Raw genomic sequence first — 15,595 nt, forward strand, 5'->3', positions numbered from 1 at the left:
AGGAGTAAACTTACCCTCCTTTCAGCGAACCACGAGTAGATGCCCGATATCTGGTGGAAATGGGCAACTAGAGGGCTGGACGAGTTTACGAAACTCATCCACGATTCAATGTTTAGGAAATGCGTCGAGGGGATGAGTATCGTAAACTCCAAACTAGAGCCTAGTGCCCCGCCAAAATACCACGATTTGAGGACCAAGCAATTATAGGTAAAAACCGCCACTACTCCAAGAGTTGTCCGACAAGGAAGGTCATGTTAAGTATTCAGAAGTCGTACTACCGAAGTATGAACGGTTAAACAGCGTTTGAAACACAAAGTAGTACCCACTAATAGCTGTTCTGGCAACTGAGCCATTCAATCGACCAGCCCCAGCGAACGGGTGAATTTATTGTTCGGGACGGTGAGGGTGACACTCTGGTCCTGCTTTTCGGACCGGATGCGGCGGCGCTCCATCAGGGCCTGCACTTTGCTTTTGCTGTCGTCGCGGGAAAAGAGCACCGAGGCCACGTCCGTAATCAGCGAAACTGCCCGCGGCACCGGCACGCTCACTTCCTGGTAATCAGGGTCGGGAGCAGGGCGGCGGGCGGGAGCGGGCGTGCTCTGGGCCAGGCTACTCGTGGCTTTGAGCAACAGCGCGGCAAGCAAAACGGGGAGTTTCTTACTTGACATAAGTACCGGGTAGATGCTGCAAAGATGCCACTCCCCGCCGCATCGTTGCCCGGCTTACCCTAATTTTTCCTTGAAAAGACGCAGCGTCCGGTCCCAGGCCAGCTTGGCCACTTCGGCGTTGTAGCGGGCGGGCGAGGTGTCGTTGTTGAAAGCGTGGTTGGCGCCTTCGTACACAAAAAGCTCGTATTTGGTGGCGGCGGCTTTCAATGCGGCTTCGTAGGCCGGAATGCCGGCGTTCACCCGCTCGTCGAGGCCACCGTAGTGCAGCAGCAGGGCCGCTTTTATGCTGGGCACGTCTTCGGATTTGGGCTGCGAGCCGTAGTAGGCCACGGCGGCATCCAGCTTGGGGGCGTGCACGGCCAGCTGGTTGGCCATGGCCCCGCCCCAGCAAAAGCCCACGGCGCCGGTGCGGCCGTTGCAGTCGGGCCGGGCGCGCAGGTAGTCCAGCGCCCGGAGGTAGTTGTTCAGGTTTTTGGCTTTGTCGAGTTGGCCGATAAGCTCGCGGCCCTTGTCCTCGTCGGCCGGCGTGCCGCCGAAGGGCGAGAGCGCATCCACGCCCAGGGCCAGGTAGCCGGCCTGCGCCACGCGCCGCGTCACGTCCTTGATGTGCGGCGTGAGGCCCCGGTTTTCGTGAATAACTACCACGGCCCCGCGCTTTTTGCGGCCCTTGGGATGCACCAGGTAGCCGCGCATGGCCGCACCGTCGCCAATCCAGTTCACTTCTTCGGCCGCCAGCTCGTCGTTTTCGGGCACAATGGTAGCCGCCTGGGCGTAGCCCGGTTCTAGCACCGCCAGCGCCGCCAAGGCCAGGGCGGTGCCGCCGGCCAGCTTGCCCAGCCGGTCCAGAAACTCCTTGCGGGTGAGCGGGGCGTGGGTGTACTCGTCGAAGAGGTTGATGATGCGCTGGTCCATGAAGCTAAAAGTGTTGATTAAGTGGGGAATGCGTGCGGCAAGTGGTTGTTAGTCGTCTTCCCTGTTCACAGTATCGGGGCTGAAAGCGGGCACGCAAATCGACCAATACTCGCATTCTTCCTCAAACGGGTTGGAGTACCGCACCCGCGCCCCGCCTTTTATCAGCAGCGCCTGCCCGGCCTGCAGCTCCACCACGTCCCCATCAATCTCAAACTGCTTGCGGCCCCGCACCACAATAGTGAATTCGTCGAAGCTGGGCGTCTGGTGCGGCTCGCTCCAGTGGGGCGGCGCCACCATGTGGGCCAGGCTGTAGGCCGAGGTACCGGTGCTGGCCCCGCCCACATGCTCTTCAATGAGCTTGCCATCGGTAGTGGGCACAATGAAAGGGGAGGGATTGAGGACGTAGCGTTTTTCAGGCATGGGAATCAGGACTTAAATGTGGTGAGGAAAAAACTCCCCTCCTTGCCAACCGAAGGTCAGCGAAGCTAAGGAGGGGATGTTCGAGCCAACGGCTCGAACGGGGGTGGTTGTGGCGTTGAAAGAGGCCAAAACAAGAGGTGCGTAAATAGTAAGGATTAATTGTTGGTTTGTTTTCTGACTGCCATGCGCTAACCCAACACTGTCCAACGCCCCAACCACCCCAGCTGCCGCTTCGCGCCAGCGTCCCCTCCTTAGTAAGGAGGGGAGTTGCTCGGCTAGGGCTTCAGCTTTTCCAGGAACTCAAAAGCGCGCGAATTGTATTTCCATACAAAGAAATAAGGCGTCTGCACCGCGCCAAACTGCACCCGGATGCGCTCCACGGCCGGCAGCATACTGCCTTCAAAGTCGAAGCAATCGAGCCCCAAAACCTCGCTGGCGTAGCGAATGGCCTCCCAAACAAGCAAAATGCCCGCCCCGCTCTCGCGCAGGGCCGGGTCGTCGCCCGAGAGGTGATAATAGGCGGCTTGACGGTCCCAAATCAGGTAGGCGGCCGAATGAATCTGGTTCTGCGCATCTACCGCGAAAAACATCTGGCGGGCGCCATTGGCGGTCAGTGCCGCGTCGTGCCGCTCAAACTGCGCCCAGGAGTAGGGCATGGGTATTCCCTGACGGTCAAAACTCAGTTTGTTGAGCTTGTAAAACTGCTCGGCCGGAAAATCAGCCACTACCCGTACCTGCTGCTGCGCCTTCTGAATGTTGCGGCGAATGTTGCGGTTGAGGCCTGCTTCCACCCGCGCCAGTTGCTGCAGGCCGTGCAGGCGGTAAGTATAGTAAGTGGTTTGGCGGTAGTGCTGCCAGTAAAAGGGCAGCCAGTTGGTTGCGGTGGGGTAGAAATTTTGCTTGAACGCGGCAAAAGGCGGCAGCTGCTTAATCAGCGCTTCCAACAGTATGTGTTCCTTCTTCAACACCCCACGGAATTCGGGTAGCACATACGGCCCCAGCATCTTCACAAACGGCGGCATGGTTACGTACCGAAACGGCCCTTTGTGCCTGAAAAAGTAGGGCAGTGCGGCGGCTATCTGGTCTTCTTCAATAGCCAGCACCACATCCCAGTTGCCGCCGCTGGCGCAGGCATCCAGATACCACGCCTGCGCAAACACCGGCACGTCGGGCGCGGTACGGCAAAATTCGCGGTAACGGGCTTTGGCGCTCATGTAGAACTGGTTTATTTGGGACTGACCTCGGGGCAGGGACCTTTAGTGAAGGTGCGCACGCCAGAGTTGGTGGCCACGCAGTCGTTAGAGTAGGTCTTGCCGTCGCAGCCGCACACCGGGTCGTACTGCATGGTGCACATGGCGTCGGCGCGCACTTTGCTGGCATCGATGCAATCGGCCACTGCCGGCACCGCAGTGATGGCCGGTGCCTGGCGCTGGCATGCCGAAATCAGCACTAAGGCCGCAAACAAGATGGGGAACGGTTTCATGGCCTCAACAGCAAAGCGACGAAGCTACGCCACCCGCCCCAATTAGTGGCCCGGCACCCCGGCAGCCGGCGCGGCATTCCGGCCCGCACCGGAAAATTTACCGCTAAGCTCAACCCCTGACCCTGCCCTTCGTATAGTCAGCCAGACCAAACGCGGAACGAATCCACAAATTCTATTCTTGAATTTTGAATTTAGCCCAGCGCTTCCTCTAGCAACTCTTTCACCCTCATTCACCCTTCATTACCTATTATCATGTCATACAACGAAGACAACAACGCCGGTAAAATTCTCCTAGCTGCTATCGCCGGTGCCGGCGCTGGCATCATTGCCGGTATGCTTTTGGCCCCCGATAAAGGTTCGGCCACCCGCGAAAATTGGAAAGGCGCTGCCACCAAATACAGCGGCCAGCTTGGCGAGCAAGCCTCGAAGCTCGGTACGGACCTCGAAGCCAAATTCAAAGAATACGCCGGCAAGCTCGAAGACCTCGGCCTGACCGGTGCTGGCAGCACGCTTAACCTGAAAGGCGAATGGAACGACATCAAAGGCAAGCTGAAGCAGCAGTACGCGCAGCTCACCGATGACGACCTGACCTACGCTGAAGGCCAGGGCGACGAGTTGGTGGGCCGCTTGCAGGGCAAGCTGGGCAAAGGCAAGTCGGAAGTAACGAAAATGCTGAACGACATGTAAATCGGCCTTCTGCTGATTACCAAAAAGCTCCATGCCGCAAGGTGTGGGGCTTTTTTGTTGGAACTCAGCCGTGCTAAAACCGACGATTAGCGGTTTGAAAATTCTGGTTTATTCATCGGAGGCTAACAACTTCCAGTATATTCCGTTAGCTACTCAACTGCAAACAACCACATTTTTCTATGTGCCATGAAAGACGATAAAGGCAAAGTCATTCTCTCCCTCCTGGCCGGCGCTACCGCTGGCATTGTAGCCGGCCTGCTGCTGGCTCCCGAAACCGGCGACCAAACCCGCTCCCAACTGCGGGACTCCGCTACCAAATGGGGTGGCGACCTTAGTAAGCTTCTGAAAGATACGTTGGCCAAAGTGCAGGGCGAAGCCGCCAGCCAGGCCAATGCAGAAGATGCGGTGAGCGAAGAAAAACAAGCCGCCGACCGCCTCCTACAAGGGTTGGGAGGCAGTATTTCCACCGCTCACGACGTCAATGCCGACCACGACTATGACGGTTTCGGCGACGAAACCCGCCACCAGCCCCGCCCTTAGCACCAAGCCGAAGCGAAACATAATTTTGGCATTTTTGCCCGTCGCGCAACCTGAAGCTGTCGGCCCCGTAAAAACTGACATAACCGCCTTGAAAGAAGGCCGAAACGTATTATTAGTAAAATTGCCGACCGTAGGAGCCTCTATTGAAATTGGTCAAACAACTCAGTAGTAAAATCAGACGTGTCCATCGCAAGCTTCTGGTAAAAACAGCGGTTTGAAGGGTAAGACGGTTGTAAAAGAAAAGCCCCGCACGATATTTCGTGTGGGGCTTTTCGATTTTAGGAACTGCCGGCGTACTGGTAGAAAATTACGCCTTATCCTGCTTTTCCTTCTGCACGTTTTCCGGCTTCATCTGCGGGAAAAACAGCACGTCCTGAATGGAGTGGGAGTTGGTCATAATCATGCTCAGGCGGTCGATGCCGATGCCCAGGCCGGCAGTGGGCGGCATGCCGTATTCCAGCGCGCGCAGGAAGTCCTCGTCAAGTACCATTGCCTCGGTGTCGCCGCGCTTGCCCAGCTCCAGTTGGTCCTCAAAACGCTTGCGCTGGTCGATGGGGTCGTTGAGCTCCGAGAAAGCGTTGCAGATTTCCTTGCCGTTGCAGATGGCTTCGAACCGCTCTACCATGCCCGGACGGTCGCGGTGCTTCTTGGCCAGCGGCGACATTTCTACCGGGTAATCGGTGATGAAGGTGGGCTGAATGAGCTTGCCTTCGACATGCTCGCCGAATATTTCGTCGATGATTTTGGCCTTGCCCATGCTGGGGTCCAGGTGCACGTGCAGCTCGTGCGCGGTTTCGCGCAGCTGCGCCTCGTCCATCTCGCCAATGGCCTTGCCGGTGTACTTTTCAATGGCCTCGAACATGGTGTAGCGCTGCCACGGGCGTTGGAAGTTGATGAGGTTGTCGCCTACCTGCACTTCGGTTTGGCCGTGCAGGGCCAACGCCACGCGTTCCACCATTTCTTCCACCAGGTCCATCATCCAGGCGTAGTCCTTGTAAGCTACGTAAAGCTCCATCTGGGTGAATTCCGGGTTGTGAAAGCGCGACATGCCCTCGTTGCGGAAGTCCTTGCTGAATTCGTACACGCCGTCGAAGCCGCCCACAATGAGGCGCTTCAGGTACAGCTCGTTGGCAATGCGCAGGTACAGCGTCATGTCCAGCGTGTTGTGGTGCGTGGTAAAGGGGCGCGCCGCCGCGCCGCCGTACAGCGGCTGCAGAATGGGCGTTTCCACCTCCAGGTAGCCTTTCTCATTGAGGAAATTCCGCATCGACTGCACCAGCTGGGTGCGCTTGATGAAGGTATCGCGCACGCTGGGGTTCACCACCAGGTCCACGTAGCGCTGGCGGTAGCGCTGCTCGGGGTCGGTGAAAGCGTCGTAGGTCACTACTTCGCCGGTGGCTTCGTCTTTCTGGGTTTTCACCACGGGCAGGGGGCGCAGGGCCTTGGCCAGCAGTTTCAGTTCCGTTACGTGAATGGACGTTTCGCCCACCTGCGTTTTAAACACGCGGCCTTTCACACCAATGAAGTCGCCTAAATCCAGCAGCTTCTTGAACACCACGTTGTACAGCGTCTTGTCCTCGCCGGGGCAAATTTCGTCGCGGTTCACATACAGCTGAATACGGCCCGAAGTATCCATCAGTTCGGCAAACGAGGCCTTGCCCATCACCCGCGACGACATTAGCCGCCCGGCCAGGCATACCTCCTGGAAATTATTAAGCTCAACGTGGTAGTTGTCGTGAATTTCCTTGGCGTAAAACGTCACGTCGTACAGTTCCGACGGATAGGCTTCAATGCCCAGTTTTTCCAGTTCTTCGAGCTTGTTGCGGCGGAGTATCTCCTGTTCGCTTAAATGGACCACAGATTTAACGGATTTTAACGGATGAAACAGATTTTTGTGGTTGCCGGGCCATCTTCCTGTCAGTGATGATGCTAACTGGCGGGTCGCAACGGGTGGGGCGCCACTTGTGCGAGGCGGTGCGCAAAAGTACGGCACGAAAAAGCCGCTCCGAAATCGGAGCGGCTTTCCATAAAAACTTACCGGATTTCGACCTAGCTCACAACCACAAATAATCCGTTCAATCCGAATCCGTTAAATCTGTGGTCAAATCCTGTGGTTCTAGGCGGCCATGCGGTACTGCGGGGCCTCGGTAGCGATGGCCGGGGCGCTCGGCGGCGTGGGCGCCAGCACCGGCTCCACGCGGGTGCGCAGGCGGTCCTCCACAAAGCCGGCTTGCAGGTGCGCGGGCAGCTCGGCCACCAACTGGCGGTAGCGCTCCAGGCCGAGGGCCTTGGCCACGTAAGTCTCGTGCACCCCGTTGAGGTAGCTCACAATATTGAGCAAGGAGGTGTGGAACAGGCGGAAGTCGATGTCGGCCTCCACGTAGCGCTCAATCTCGCGGCTGGTCTGCGAGATGCGCAGGCGGCCCAGCAGGTCGAAGATGGTGGTGTAACCCAGGCGCCAGGTAATTTGCTGCCAGTGGCTGGCCGTCCACTTGTCCAGCGGGCGGCCGGTTTTCTGGCTGCGAATGGCCGTGTTGGGGTTGGTTTGCACCTGCGCGCGGGTCCACTGCGCCTTCATCTTGCGCGTGGTGCGCAGGAACTGGCCCACCTGGGCCTGGGCATCAATCTCCTTGCTGGCAATGTGCAGCCCGGCCTTGTAGCCGGCCAGCGGCAGGCGGTGAATGCTGAAGTCGCCGTAGGCCCCGGCGGCGTAGAACGACACCGGGCGCGGGTAGGCATTCTTCACCACCAGCCGTCCCACCTCACGGCGAATTAGCTGATTGTTGTTGCTACGCACCCCCGTGGTATACAGAAACGCCTGCAAACTTGAGTGAATGGCGTGGAAAGCCTGCGGGAACGTCCAATGTAGGGCATTGCGCAAAAAGTTGTCGTCGCCCAGCTCGGCGGTGGCGCGCAACGCGTACTCCGTGCTCCAACTGGTGTGCAGCAGCTTGGTGAGCGCCGCCACATCGGCGTCGTTCAGCTCCGCGTTGTGGCTGCGGAAAAACGGCAGGTTCTGAAGGCCGCCGAGCACGTCGTCGTTCTCCTGAATATGGTAGTTGATGGCAAAGAAATAGTTGAGGAAAACCTGCGCCGGAATGGATTTGCGCCAGGTTTCATCGGCTAGTTTCTGCTGCTGCTCCTCCCCGGTGGCTTCCACCAGCGGAATGAGCGGGATGATGCGGGTTTCGGCTGTAGTCGTCATGCTAGTTAAACAGCTTAAGGCAGTGAATTAGTTGCCCGTTTGCTAAATTTATTGTCAATTAATGCTAATAATTTTATTGTTGATAATCAGTTGATTATGACACTGTAAATGATGTTTTTATCCTTAAATTGAAAGAGGTTGTTTGCTAATCAGGTTAACATACTAAAAATATGCCAAAAAAAGCCCCCGCACCAAGAGGAACGGGGGCTAATAGAAAGCACTCTTAAGCAAAGAGGCAAACCAGTTGGCAACCAACCGGAAGCGCCAAGTAGCTTATTTCATCTCATCCTGAATCACGGCCACGGCTTCGCCGATAGTGACGTCTTTTTTGAGGCTATTGGTGTAGCGCGAGGCGCGATTCACCTTCACGGTGTCGCCGCCCACGGCCCGCACGTCGGCAGCCAGGGGCGAGAACAAGAGGGCCGTTGCCGTTTTTTGGGCCGCTTCGTAGCGGTCCGAGATAACTTTGGCTTCCTTCTGTTCGGCGCGGTAGGCGCTGAGCTTTAACGAAACCGTAGTTTCATCCTTGCGCTTCCGCATGCTCTTCACCATCTCATCCATCACCTTGAAGCTGGGATTGCTGGCTACCCGGGCTTTGCTTTTTGCCCGGAGCATATCGATGGCCGGAGGGTTATTCCAGGCGCGGTAGCGAGCCGGCTGAATCTCGTCCCACTTGAGCGGGTAATCCATCTCTTTTTCGCCCTGGTCGAGGTACGAGTATAAGTCCGGAACAACAATGTCTGATACCACACCTTTAAACTGCGTCGAACCCCCATTCACCCGGTAGAACTTTTGGGTGGTGAGTTTGAGCGAGCCGATGGGCTTCACACTGTTCAGCTCGGCCGGCAGGGCCTCGTCCAGGTCGAAGATGAGCTGCACTGTGCCTTTGCCATACGTACTGGTCGAACCCATCACGATGCCGCGGCGGTAGTCCTGCACGGCGGCGGCCAAAATCTCAGAAGCCGAAGCACTGTATTTATTCACCAGCACCACCAGCGGGCCACTGTACTGCACGCGCGGGTCGTTGTCGGTTAACACCTGCGTGCGGCCCTGGCCGTCGCGCACCTGCACCATGGGGCCACTTTCCATAAATAGCCCCGCCATAGATACCGCATCCGTGAGCGAGCCGCCGCCATTGAAGCGCAAGTCCATTATCACACCCTTCACGCCCTCGGCATTAAGCTTGGCTAATTCCTTCTTCACATCGTCCGATGAGCTGCGGCCGCCATTGTCATTGAAGTCAGCATAGAATCCGGGTAAGCGCAGGTAACCGATTTTCTGCCCGTTATCAGTGATAATGGAGGACTGCGCGTACTTCTCATCAACTACCACTACGTCGCGGATGATGGGAATTACCTTGGTGCTTCCGTCGGCCCGCTTCACCGTAAGGCGAACTTCGGAGCCCTTTTTGCCCCGAATCAGCGTCACGGCTTTGGCCGAGCGCCAGCCCTCGATGCTCACCGGCTCGGCCAAACCCTGGGCCACGCGAATGATGGCATCGCCCTTTTTTAGGTCGCCCTGCCGGGAAGAAGCCGAGCCCGGCATGATGTCGTCCACGTAAATCAGGCCGTCCTTTTCGCGCAGTGTAGCGCCAATGCCTTCAAAGCGCCCGGTCATTTCGTAATCGAAATCTTCCTTGGCTTTGGGTGCAAAGTACTCGGTGTGGGGGTCGTAAGAGTTCGCAATGCTGTTGGCATACATGGCCAGCCGTTCGTTAGACTCGCTCTCGCTCATATCGGCAAACTGGTCGTCGTAGTACTTGAGAACACGCTTGCGGGCTTCGGCCTCCATCTGGCTGGGCGTGCGCACGGGCTCGGCTGCCGTAGGGGCCTCGGGATTGGCGGCGCTGGGGGCGGTTGTGGCGGCGCTGGGCTTGGTTTCCTTGGCCTTTTCCTGCGCTTCCATCATTTCCGAAACCCGGCTGAGGGTTTCGTATTTCAGCAGCTTGCGCCACATCTCGCGCTGTGCCGCTTTGCTGGCTGGAAAAGCCGCCTTCTCAAAATCAGTTTGGAATGTCTCTTCAACCGTGAAGTCGAAAGGCTGAGCCAGAATCTCGCGGTAGAGGCCCTGCATTTCTTTGGTCCGTTCCAATATCAGCTTGGTGCTAAGGTCCAGGAATTCGCTGGAGCCCTTTCTTACCTGGTCATCAATCTCGGTTTGGTAGCGGCGCAGCTGTGCCACGTCGCTGGCCAGCAGAAACTGCTTGCGGTAGTCGAGGTTTTTCAGGTAAAGGTCGAAAACACGCTTGGAGAAGTTGTCGTCGATTTTCTCGGGCTGGTAGTGCGCCTGGGTAAGGCCCTGCAGCATGGTGCCTATCAGAACCTGGTCCTTGCTCGGCACGGCCGTGTCGGCCCGACGGATGAGGCGGTAAGATGCCAGAACAAATACGGCTGCCACCAAAAAGGCATACAGCCCGACTTTCAAGCGGGGAAAAGACATTGGCAAGAATTATAAAGCAGGTATGAAAATCAAATATACAAAGACCAGCAGGCAATTGTCGAGGGCTATCTGCCTACGTCAAAAACGCCTTGACGGGTGAAATAAGTGCCCAAATTTGGCCGCCGCTGGTATCATTACTATATACAGACCAGTTTGGGCGATTAGAAGTTGCAACAAAAAAGCCTTCCCCAAATGAGGAAGGCTTTCTCAAAATTATCAGACCGAAGCCTGGGAGTAAGATTAGTACTTGTAAATCTTGTCGCCGTTGTGGCGGCGGAACTCCTCTTCAAAATACTTGGCATCTTCTGCATTGCGGGGTTTCACGCCCATTACGATACCGCCATCTTTGATACCGGTTTCGTACTCAGCAGCATGCTCCTCGGGAATGCCCGAGCCTACCAATGCACCTACCAGACCGCCTGTGAGGCCACCGGCACCGGCACCGGCCAGCGCCGCAGCCAGAGGACCAGCGATAATCAGGCCCAGGCCGGGCAGTGCCACCGAAGTACCAATGGCAGCAATGGCACCAATAATAGCACCGGCGGTGCCACCAATGGCCGAACCTACGCCAGCGCCTTCCATGGCTTTGTCGCCAAGTTCAGAATCAGGCGTGTTATCACCAAAGTGGGTTTTGCGGGTTTCGTCCGACATGAGCAAGTTCACATCGTCTTTGCCATAGCCACGCGACGAGAGCGACTCATAGGCGCGTTCAGCGCTGTCGCGGTCGCGGAACATGCCGCTCATGTTAGTGCTCGGCGTCGAGTCGTAAGAGTCACCGGTTACGGCGTGAGCCGCGTGGTCGGCAGTGTTTTGCACACCGTCGATGGCGCGGCCTACTACGGCACCAGCGGTGCCAGCCATTGCGGCACCTTTGGCAGTTGCGCTGAAGTCGTCGCCATCAGCAGCATTGGTAACACCCGTACCAGCGTTGTAGCTGGTGCTTTCATTGCTCATACCGGTGCTGTTGCCCATGCCGGTACCCGTGTTTTGGGTGCCATAGTTAGAGCCTGCGCCGGTACCAGTATTCTGCGGGTTGTTTGGGTCGTTGGTATTCATGTGGAAAGAAGTGGAAATGTGGGAAGGATAAGCCAACCTAGCGGCTGGTTAGTGTCCTTAACGGAACCACTGCGGCAGAGGTTACACATCGGTTATCCCACTTCTTTTCACTTCTGTACTAAGCCCAAGGGTGAAAACCCATTAGCAGGGCCAGAATCAGCGATTGACTGACTTAAGCTTAAGCGAATTTCTGGAAATTAGCTTCATCGCGCCAGAATTCCCGGCACGTACTGATTAAGTCCTTCAAAAAGTCTTCATCCTGCTTCAGCGGGCGCCATTCGCCCATTCCCATCTTCTCACAGAGCTTATAGAAATTGTCGCCCTGGCCTTTCGAGCCCGGCACTTTAACCAAGCAGCTAAGGGGCGGGCGGCCCGCTTCGTGCTCCGCGACGGAGATTTCGGCAAGCATCTCATTCAAACGGGACTTTTCATGCGAAATTTCCAGATTCAATCCCAGTTCGGCTTCCTGCACCAGCGTGAGGTAGCTTACTGTGCCGGATTGCAGGCGGGAATAACGAATCAAATAAGTACGGATGCGAGCAATCATGGCGGGGTAAAAAGTGAGCAAAAACCAGTTTAGGGGCTGAAAATTAGCGAAATTAAATGGGAAGGTACCGCAAGTGACCGCTGCCTTAGCCAGATAATTTAAGCCCCGTTGGCAATCCCCTTGCCAGAATCGTTCCGAAATAGTCTTCCGTTGGGTTTCACTCGTTGGATGGCGGGCTGATAATCCTGGCTAATAGCCATCAAATCGGCATAATTTATTTTTTCAGGACAAGTGTAAAATCATGAACGACCACACCAGGTAGTTGTCCAGCATAGCCGTTCTGACCCTTTATAGGCTCTGGCCAAACCATAAATTACTTGAAGCCTAACGCTTCTGACGGCGCCGGATTTCCTTTTGAATGAGCAGGAATTCGCGACTGCTTTGGCCGGCGATGGCGGTGTTTTCGTCGGCCCGGCGCAGCAGGTAGGGCATCACGGCGGCTACCGGGCCGTAAGGCAGGTATTTGGCGGTGTTGTAGCCGCCATTGGCGAGGTTGTAGGTAAGGTTATCACTCATGCCATAGAGCTGGGCAAACCACACGCGGGGGTCGCCGGAGGCTAGGCCGGCCTGCTGCATAAGCTGGGTGAGCAGCAGCGAGCTGGCTTCGTTGTGCGTGCCGGCACAGAGGCTGATGCGGTCAATATGGTCGATGCAATAGTGCAGCGACTCATCGTAGAGCGCGTCGGTGGCGTTTTTGGTGGGGTTGATGGGGTTTTCCTGGCCGCGCTGCTTGGCTACGCGGGCTTCCTTTTCCATGTAGGCCCCGCGCACCAGCTTCGCGCCGATGTAGTAGCCGGCTTCGGTTGCGGCATCGTGGGCGGCTTTGAGGGCATCAAGGCGGTCGTGGCGGTAGAGCTGATAGGTATTCCAGACAATGGCCGTCTCGCGGTTGTATTTGGCCATCATGTCGTAGGCTAACAGGTCGATGGTGTGCTGGAACCAGCTTTCTTCGGCATCTACAAAGAGGCGTACGCCGTGCTGGTGGGCGCGGGCACACAGGGCCTCCACGCGGGCCACGGCGCGGGCGTGGGCGGCTTCTTCGGTGGGGGTGAGGGCCTTTCCGGCCTGGATTTTTTCGAGAATGGCCACGTTGGCCACACCCGTTACCTTAAATACCGAAAAAGGGATATGCTTAGAGCGGTGCGCCTCGTCGATGGTGGCCAGGATTTCGTCGCGGGTGTGGTCGTAGCTGCGGTCGCTGCCTTCGCCTTCCACCGAATAGTCGAGGATGGTGCCGATGTTGTATTTGCCCAGCTCATTGGTGACGGGGCGGCATTCGGCGATGGTTTCGCCACCGCAAAACTGCTCGAAGATGGAATGCTTGATGAGGAATTTGGTGCCGGGCAGGCTCCATTTTAGGGCCGCCTTCATGAGGCCGCTACCGGTTTTTACCAGGGTGCCGTTGTTCATGGCGGCGAACAGCGCGTACACTTTGCGCAGCTGGGCGTCGGACTTGGAGGCGAAGGCCACGCGGGTATCCTCGAAGGAAATGGGCGGAGCCTGAGTGGGGGAAGCGGGCGACATAAGGAGCAGCTGGAGGGTGGGAATGGTGCTAAGCCGGGAAAGCGGGCGAAGGTAACCGGTAAACAACGTTTCGGGGAAACGAGTTACGTTTGCCGAGCTTTTCGGCGTGGGCCGGGAAGGCGCCCTCATTTGATGCTTAGTATATAATGCTTCCAGCTACTGATACGTTCTTTACCAGAATGTTGGCCAAAAAAGGTCAGCCGCTGCTTATTGCCGGCCCGTGCTCGGCCGAAACCGAAGAACAGGTGCTGGCCACCGCGCACGGCCTGAAAGCGCTGGGGAAAATCGATTTATTTCGGGCTGGCATCTGGAAGCCCCGTACCCGGCCCGGTTCTTTTGAGGGTATGGGCGCCATTGCGCTGCCCTGGCTGCAGCGCGTGAAGGCCGAAACCGGCCTGCCCACCGCCATTGAGGTGGCCACGCCGCGCCACGTAGAAGAAGCCCTGCGCCACGGCATCGACGTGCTGTGGGTGGGCGCCCGCACCACCGTGAACCCGTTTGCGGTGCAGGAGCTGGCTGATGCCCTGGCCGGTACCGGCGTGCCCGTGATGGTGAAAAACCCCGTAAACCCCGATGTGGCCCTGTGGGCCGGCGCGCTGGAGCGCATGGAGCGGGCCGGTATTACCGATTTGGCGGCCATTCATCGCGGGTTCAGCACATTTGCGCCGAGCCGCTACCGCAACGCGCCAACCTGGATTTTGCCCATTGAGCTGAAAACGCGCTTCCCGCACATTCCGCTCATCTGCGACCCCAGCCACATTGGTGGCCGGCGCGACTTGCTGCTGCCCATCGCCCAGAAAGCCCTGGATTTGGATTACGATGGCCTCATCATCGAGTCGCACCCCGACCCGGACCACGCCCTGAGCGACGCCGAGCAGCAGGTGACGCCCGCGCGCCTGGGCGAAATCCTCAACGAGCTGCAGTACCGCTACCGCTCCTCCAACAACGCCGAGTACCTCAACAAAGCCGAGGAGCTGCGCCAGAAGATGGACGAGGCCGACCGCGAAATTGTGGAAGCCCTGGCCCGCCGCATGGCCTTAGTAGAAGAGCTGGCCGAATACAAGAAGGAAAATAACGTGAAAATCCTGCAAATCGACCGCTGGCAGGAGATTTTCAACACCCGTACCGAGTGGGCAGGCAAGCTCAACGTGAACCAGAAATTCGTGGCCGAGCTCTACAAGCTCATTCATCTGGAAAGCATCCGCAAACAAACTGAAGTGCTGAATGGCCGGCCCCAAGTGGACGGCGTGGAGCATCTCGGGCCGGGGTTGTAGCTGCGGGCTTATTCCGAGAGCCGCGTATACGTTTTGAGGGGAGCGTCCGAAATGCAGCGGTTGCGGTAGTCCAACACTAGGGCGTGAGGACAATAAGAAATCAGCTATATGTTTACTGCTTATTTACTTTTCAGCATGCGCCGTCACGAAATTTCTGATGCTACCTGGGCCCTGGTTGCCCCGCACCTCTCCGGCAAGGCCGCCGATGGCGGGGCGACGGCCGTCGATAACCGGCTGTTTTTCAACGCTGTGGTGTGGATAATGCGCACCGGCTGCCCGTGGGCCGACCTGCCCGAACGCTTCGGCAAGTCCGACACGGCCCGCAAACGCTTCCGCCGGCTGGCCGAAAAAGGCGTCTGGCGCCGCCTTTTCCAGGTCGTCCAAGCGCCGGAGCTGGACTGGGTGCTGCTCGACTCGACCATCGTGCGGGCGCACCAGCACGCGGCGGGCCAAAAAAAAGCGACGCTCAGACCGAGTGCCTCGGCCGCAGCCGGGGCGGGATGAGCACCAAAATTCACGCCTGCGTCGAGTCGCTGGGCAACGCGGTGCGCCTGCTCGCCACCCCCGGCCAGGCCGGCGACAGCCCGCAGGCGCTGCCCCTGCTCGACGGCCTCGACGTGGGCCAGGTAGTGGCCGACACGGCCTACGACAGCGACCAAACCCGCGCCTATTGCGCTCAACGCGGTATTCAAGCCGTCATCCCCAGCCACCCCAACCGCACCCAACCGCTGCCCCTGGACGAGAATGCCTACCGCGACCGCAACAAAATCGAACGCTTTTTCGGACGCATGAAGCAGTATCGCCGCTTGGCCACCCGCTACGAGAAGACCATCGTTTCCT

The 15,595-nt window shown here is 57.6% G+C and carries 14 protein-coding genes and 1 pseudogene; 4 read left to right on the forward strand and 11 right to left on the reverse strand.

Annotated features, from left to right (window positions below):
• Positions 1-353: 353 nt before the first annotated feature.
• The 5 genes from GM79_RS18695 to GM79_RS18715 all read right to left on the reverse strand — a co-directional run bounded on the left by GM79_RS18695 (position 354) and on the right by GM79_RS18715 (position 3,483).
• Positions 354-668 carry a hypothetical protein gene (locus GM79_RS18695; protein ID WP_152560083.1) on the reverse strand — a complete coding sequence of 105 codons (315 nt, stop codon included), beginning with the start codon at positions 666-668 and terminating at the stop codon, positions 354-356.
• A gap of 54 nt (positions 669-722) precedes the next feature.
• Entirely contained in the window at positions 723-1,580 is an 858-nt protein-coding gene (locus tag GM79_RS18700) for a dienelactone hydrolase family protein (RefSeq protein WP_035567016.1), read from the reverse strand.
• 48 nt (positions 1,581-1,628) lie between these two features.
• Positions 1,629-2,000, reverse strand: coding sequence for a cupin domain-containing protein (locus tag GM79_RS18705; RefSeq protein WP_035567017.1), 372 nt, complete (start codon positions 1,998-2,000; stop codon positions 1,629-1,631).
• Positions 2,001-2,275: 275 nt separating this feature from the next.
• Complete coding sequence (locus GM79_RS18710) at positions 2,276-3,214, reverse strand: GNAT family N-acetyltransferase (protein ID WP_035567018.1); 939 nt, start codon at positions 3,212-3,214, stop codon at positions 2,276-2,278.
• An 11-nt stretch (positions 3,215-3,225) separates the two neighbouring features.
• A complete protein-coding gene (locus tag GM79_RS18715) occupies positions 3,226-3,483 on the reverse strand; it encodes a Kazal-type serine protease inhibitor domain-containing protein (RefSeq protein WP_035567019.1) in 258 nt (85 codons plus the stop codon).
• Between the two features lie 252 nt (positions 3,484-3,735).
• Here GM79_RS18715 and GM79_RS26365 point away from each other — a divergent pair, with 252 nt between their 5' ends.
• Positions 3,736-4,170 (forward strand): CsbD family protein, encoded by a 435-nt coding sequence (locus GM79_RS26365; RefSeq protein WP_072008662.1) that lies wholly within the window; start codon positions 3,736-3,738, stop codon positions 4,168-4,170.
• 186 nt (positions 4,171-4,356) lie between these two features.
• Entirely contained in the window at positions 4,357-4,710 is a 354-nt protein-coding gene (locus GM79_RS23335; RefSeq protein ID WP_051719065.1) for a YtxH domain-containing protein, read from the forward strand.
• Between the two features lie 307 nt (positions 4,711-5,017).
• On the opposite strand, the gene lysS is transcribed toward GM79_RS23335, so the two are convergent.
• The 6 genes from lysS to GM79_RS18755 all read right to left on the reverse strand — a co-directional run bounded on the left by lysS (position 5,018) and on the right by GM79_RS18755 (position 13,481).
• Positions 5,018-6,568 (reverse strand): lysine--tRNA ligase, encoded by a 1,551-nt coding sequence (gene lysS / locus GM79_RS18730; RefSeq protein ID WP_035567020.1) that lies wholly within the window; start codon positions 6,566-6,568, stop codon positions 5,018-5,020.
• 258 nt (positions 6,569-6,826) lie between these two features.
• Positions 6,827-7,915, reverse strand: coding sequence for a hypothetical protein (locus GM79_RS18735; RefSeq protein WP_235184109.1), 1,089 nt, complete (start codon positions 7,913-7,915; stop codon positions 6,827-6,829).
• A gap of 273 nt (positions 7,916-8,188) precedes the next feature.
• Positions 8,189-10,354, reverse strand: a complete 2,166-nt coding sequence (locus GM79_RS18740) for a carboxy terminal-processing peptidase (protein ID WP_035567021.1) — start codon at positions 10,352-10,354, stop codon at positions 8,189-8,191.
• 240 nt (positions 10,355-10,594) lie between these two features.
• Positions 10,595-11,410, reverse strand: a complete 816-nt coding sequence (locus GM79_RS26370) for a hypothetical protein (RefSeq protein ID WP_316930137.1) — start codon at positions 11,408-11,410, stop codon at positions 10,595-10,597.
• Between the two features lie 178 nt (positions 11,411-11,588).
• Entirely contained in the window at positions 11,589-11,957 is a 369-nt protein-coding gene (locus GM79_RS18750; protein WP_035567037.1) for a hypothetical protein, read from the reverse strand.
• 324 nt (positions 11,958-12,281) lie between these two features.
• Positions 12,282-13,481 (reverse strand): proline dehydrogenase family protein, encoded by a 1,200-nt coding sequence (locus tag GM79_RS18755; RefSeq protein WP_035567038.1) that lies wholly within the window; start codon positions 13,479-13,481, stop codon positions 12,282-12,284.
• A 179-nt stretch (positions 13,482-13,660) separates the two neighbouring features.
• Here GM79_RS18755 and GM79_RS18760 point away from each other — a divergent pair, with 179 nt between their 5' ends.
• Together GM79_RS18760 and GM79_RS25110 are read left to right on the forward strand one after the other, a co-directional pair.
• A complete protein-coding gene (locus tag GM79_RS18760; protein WP_235184110.1) occupies positions 13,661-14,755 on the forward strand; it encodes a chorismate mutase in 1,095 nt (364 codons plus the stop codon).
• A gap of 135 nt (positions 14,756-14,890) precedes the next feature.
• Positions 14,891-15,595, forward strand: a pseudogene (locus tag GM79_RS25110) (IS5 family transposase); the annotation flags it as partial.

Origin of the sequence: Hymenobacter sp. IS2118 (assembly GCF_000715495.1) — a bacterium.
GTDB lineage: Bacteria > Bacteroidota > Bacteroidia > Cytophagales > Hymenobacteraceae > Hymenobacter.

What these genes read in the sequence shown, in the direction of transcription:
- GM79_RS18715 (WP_035567019.1), bottom strand. Translation starts at nt 3,483, where the DNA reads ATGAAACCGTTCCCCATCTTGTTTGCGGCCTTAGTGCTGATTTCGGCA.
- GM79_RS18700 (WP_035567016.1), bottom strand. Translation starts at nt 1,580, where the DNA reads ATGGACCAGCGCATCATCAACCTCTTCGACGAGTACACCCACGCCCCG.
- GM79_RS18755 (WP_035567038.1), bottom strand. Translation starts at nt 13,481, where the DNA reads ATGTCGCCCGCTTCCCCCACTCAGGCTCCGCCCATTTCCTTCGAGGAT.
- GM79_RS18710 (WP_035567018.1), bottom strand. Translation starts at nt 3,214, where the DNA reads ATGAGCGCCAAAGCCCGTTACCGCGAATTTTGCCGTACCGCGCCCGAC.
- GM79_RS18695 (WP_152560083.1), bottom strand. Translation starts at nt 668, where the DNA reads ATGTCAAGTAAGAAACTCCCCGTTTTGCTTGCCGCGCTGTTGCTCAAA.
- GM79_RS18750 (WP_035567037.1), bottom strand. Translation starts at nt 11,957, where the DNA reads ATGATTGCTCGCATCCGTACTTATTTGATTCGTTATTCCCGCCTGCAA.
- GM79_RS26365 (WP_072008662.1), top strand. Translation starts at nt 3,736, where the DNA reads ATGTCATACAACGAAGACAACAACGCCGGTAAAATTCTCCTAGCTGCT.
- GM79_RS18735 (WP_235184109.1), bottom strand. Translation starts at nt 7,915, where the DNA reads ATGACGACTACAGCCGAAACCCGCATCATCCCGCTCATTCCGCTGGTG.
- GM79_RS18760 (WP_235184110.1), top strand. Translation starts at nt 13,661, where the DNA reads ATGTTGGCCAAAAAAGGTCAGCCGCTGCTTATTGCCGGCCCGTGCTCG.
- GM79_RS18705 (WP_035567017.1), bottom strand. Translation starts at nt 2,000, where the DNA reads ATGCCTGAAAAACGCTACGTCCTCAATCCCTCCCCTTTCATTGTGCCC.
- GM79_RS23335 (WP_051719065.1), top strand. Translation starts at nt 4,357, where the DNA reads ATGAAAGACGATAAAGGCAAAGTCATTCTCTCCCTCCTGGCCGGCGCT.
- GM79_RS18740 (WP_035567021.1), bottom strand. Translation starts at nt 10,354, where the DNA reads ATGTCTTTTCCCCGCTTGAAAGTCGGGCTGTATGCCTTTTTGGTGGCA.
- GM79_RS26370 (WP_316930137.1), bottom strand. Translation starts at nt 11,410, where the DNA reads ATGAATACCAACGACCCAAACAACCCGCAGAATACTGGTACCGGCGCA.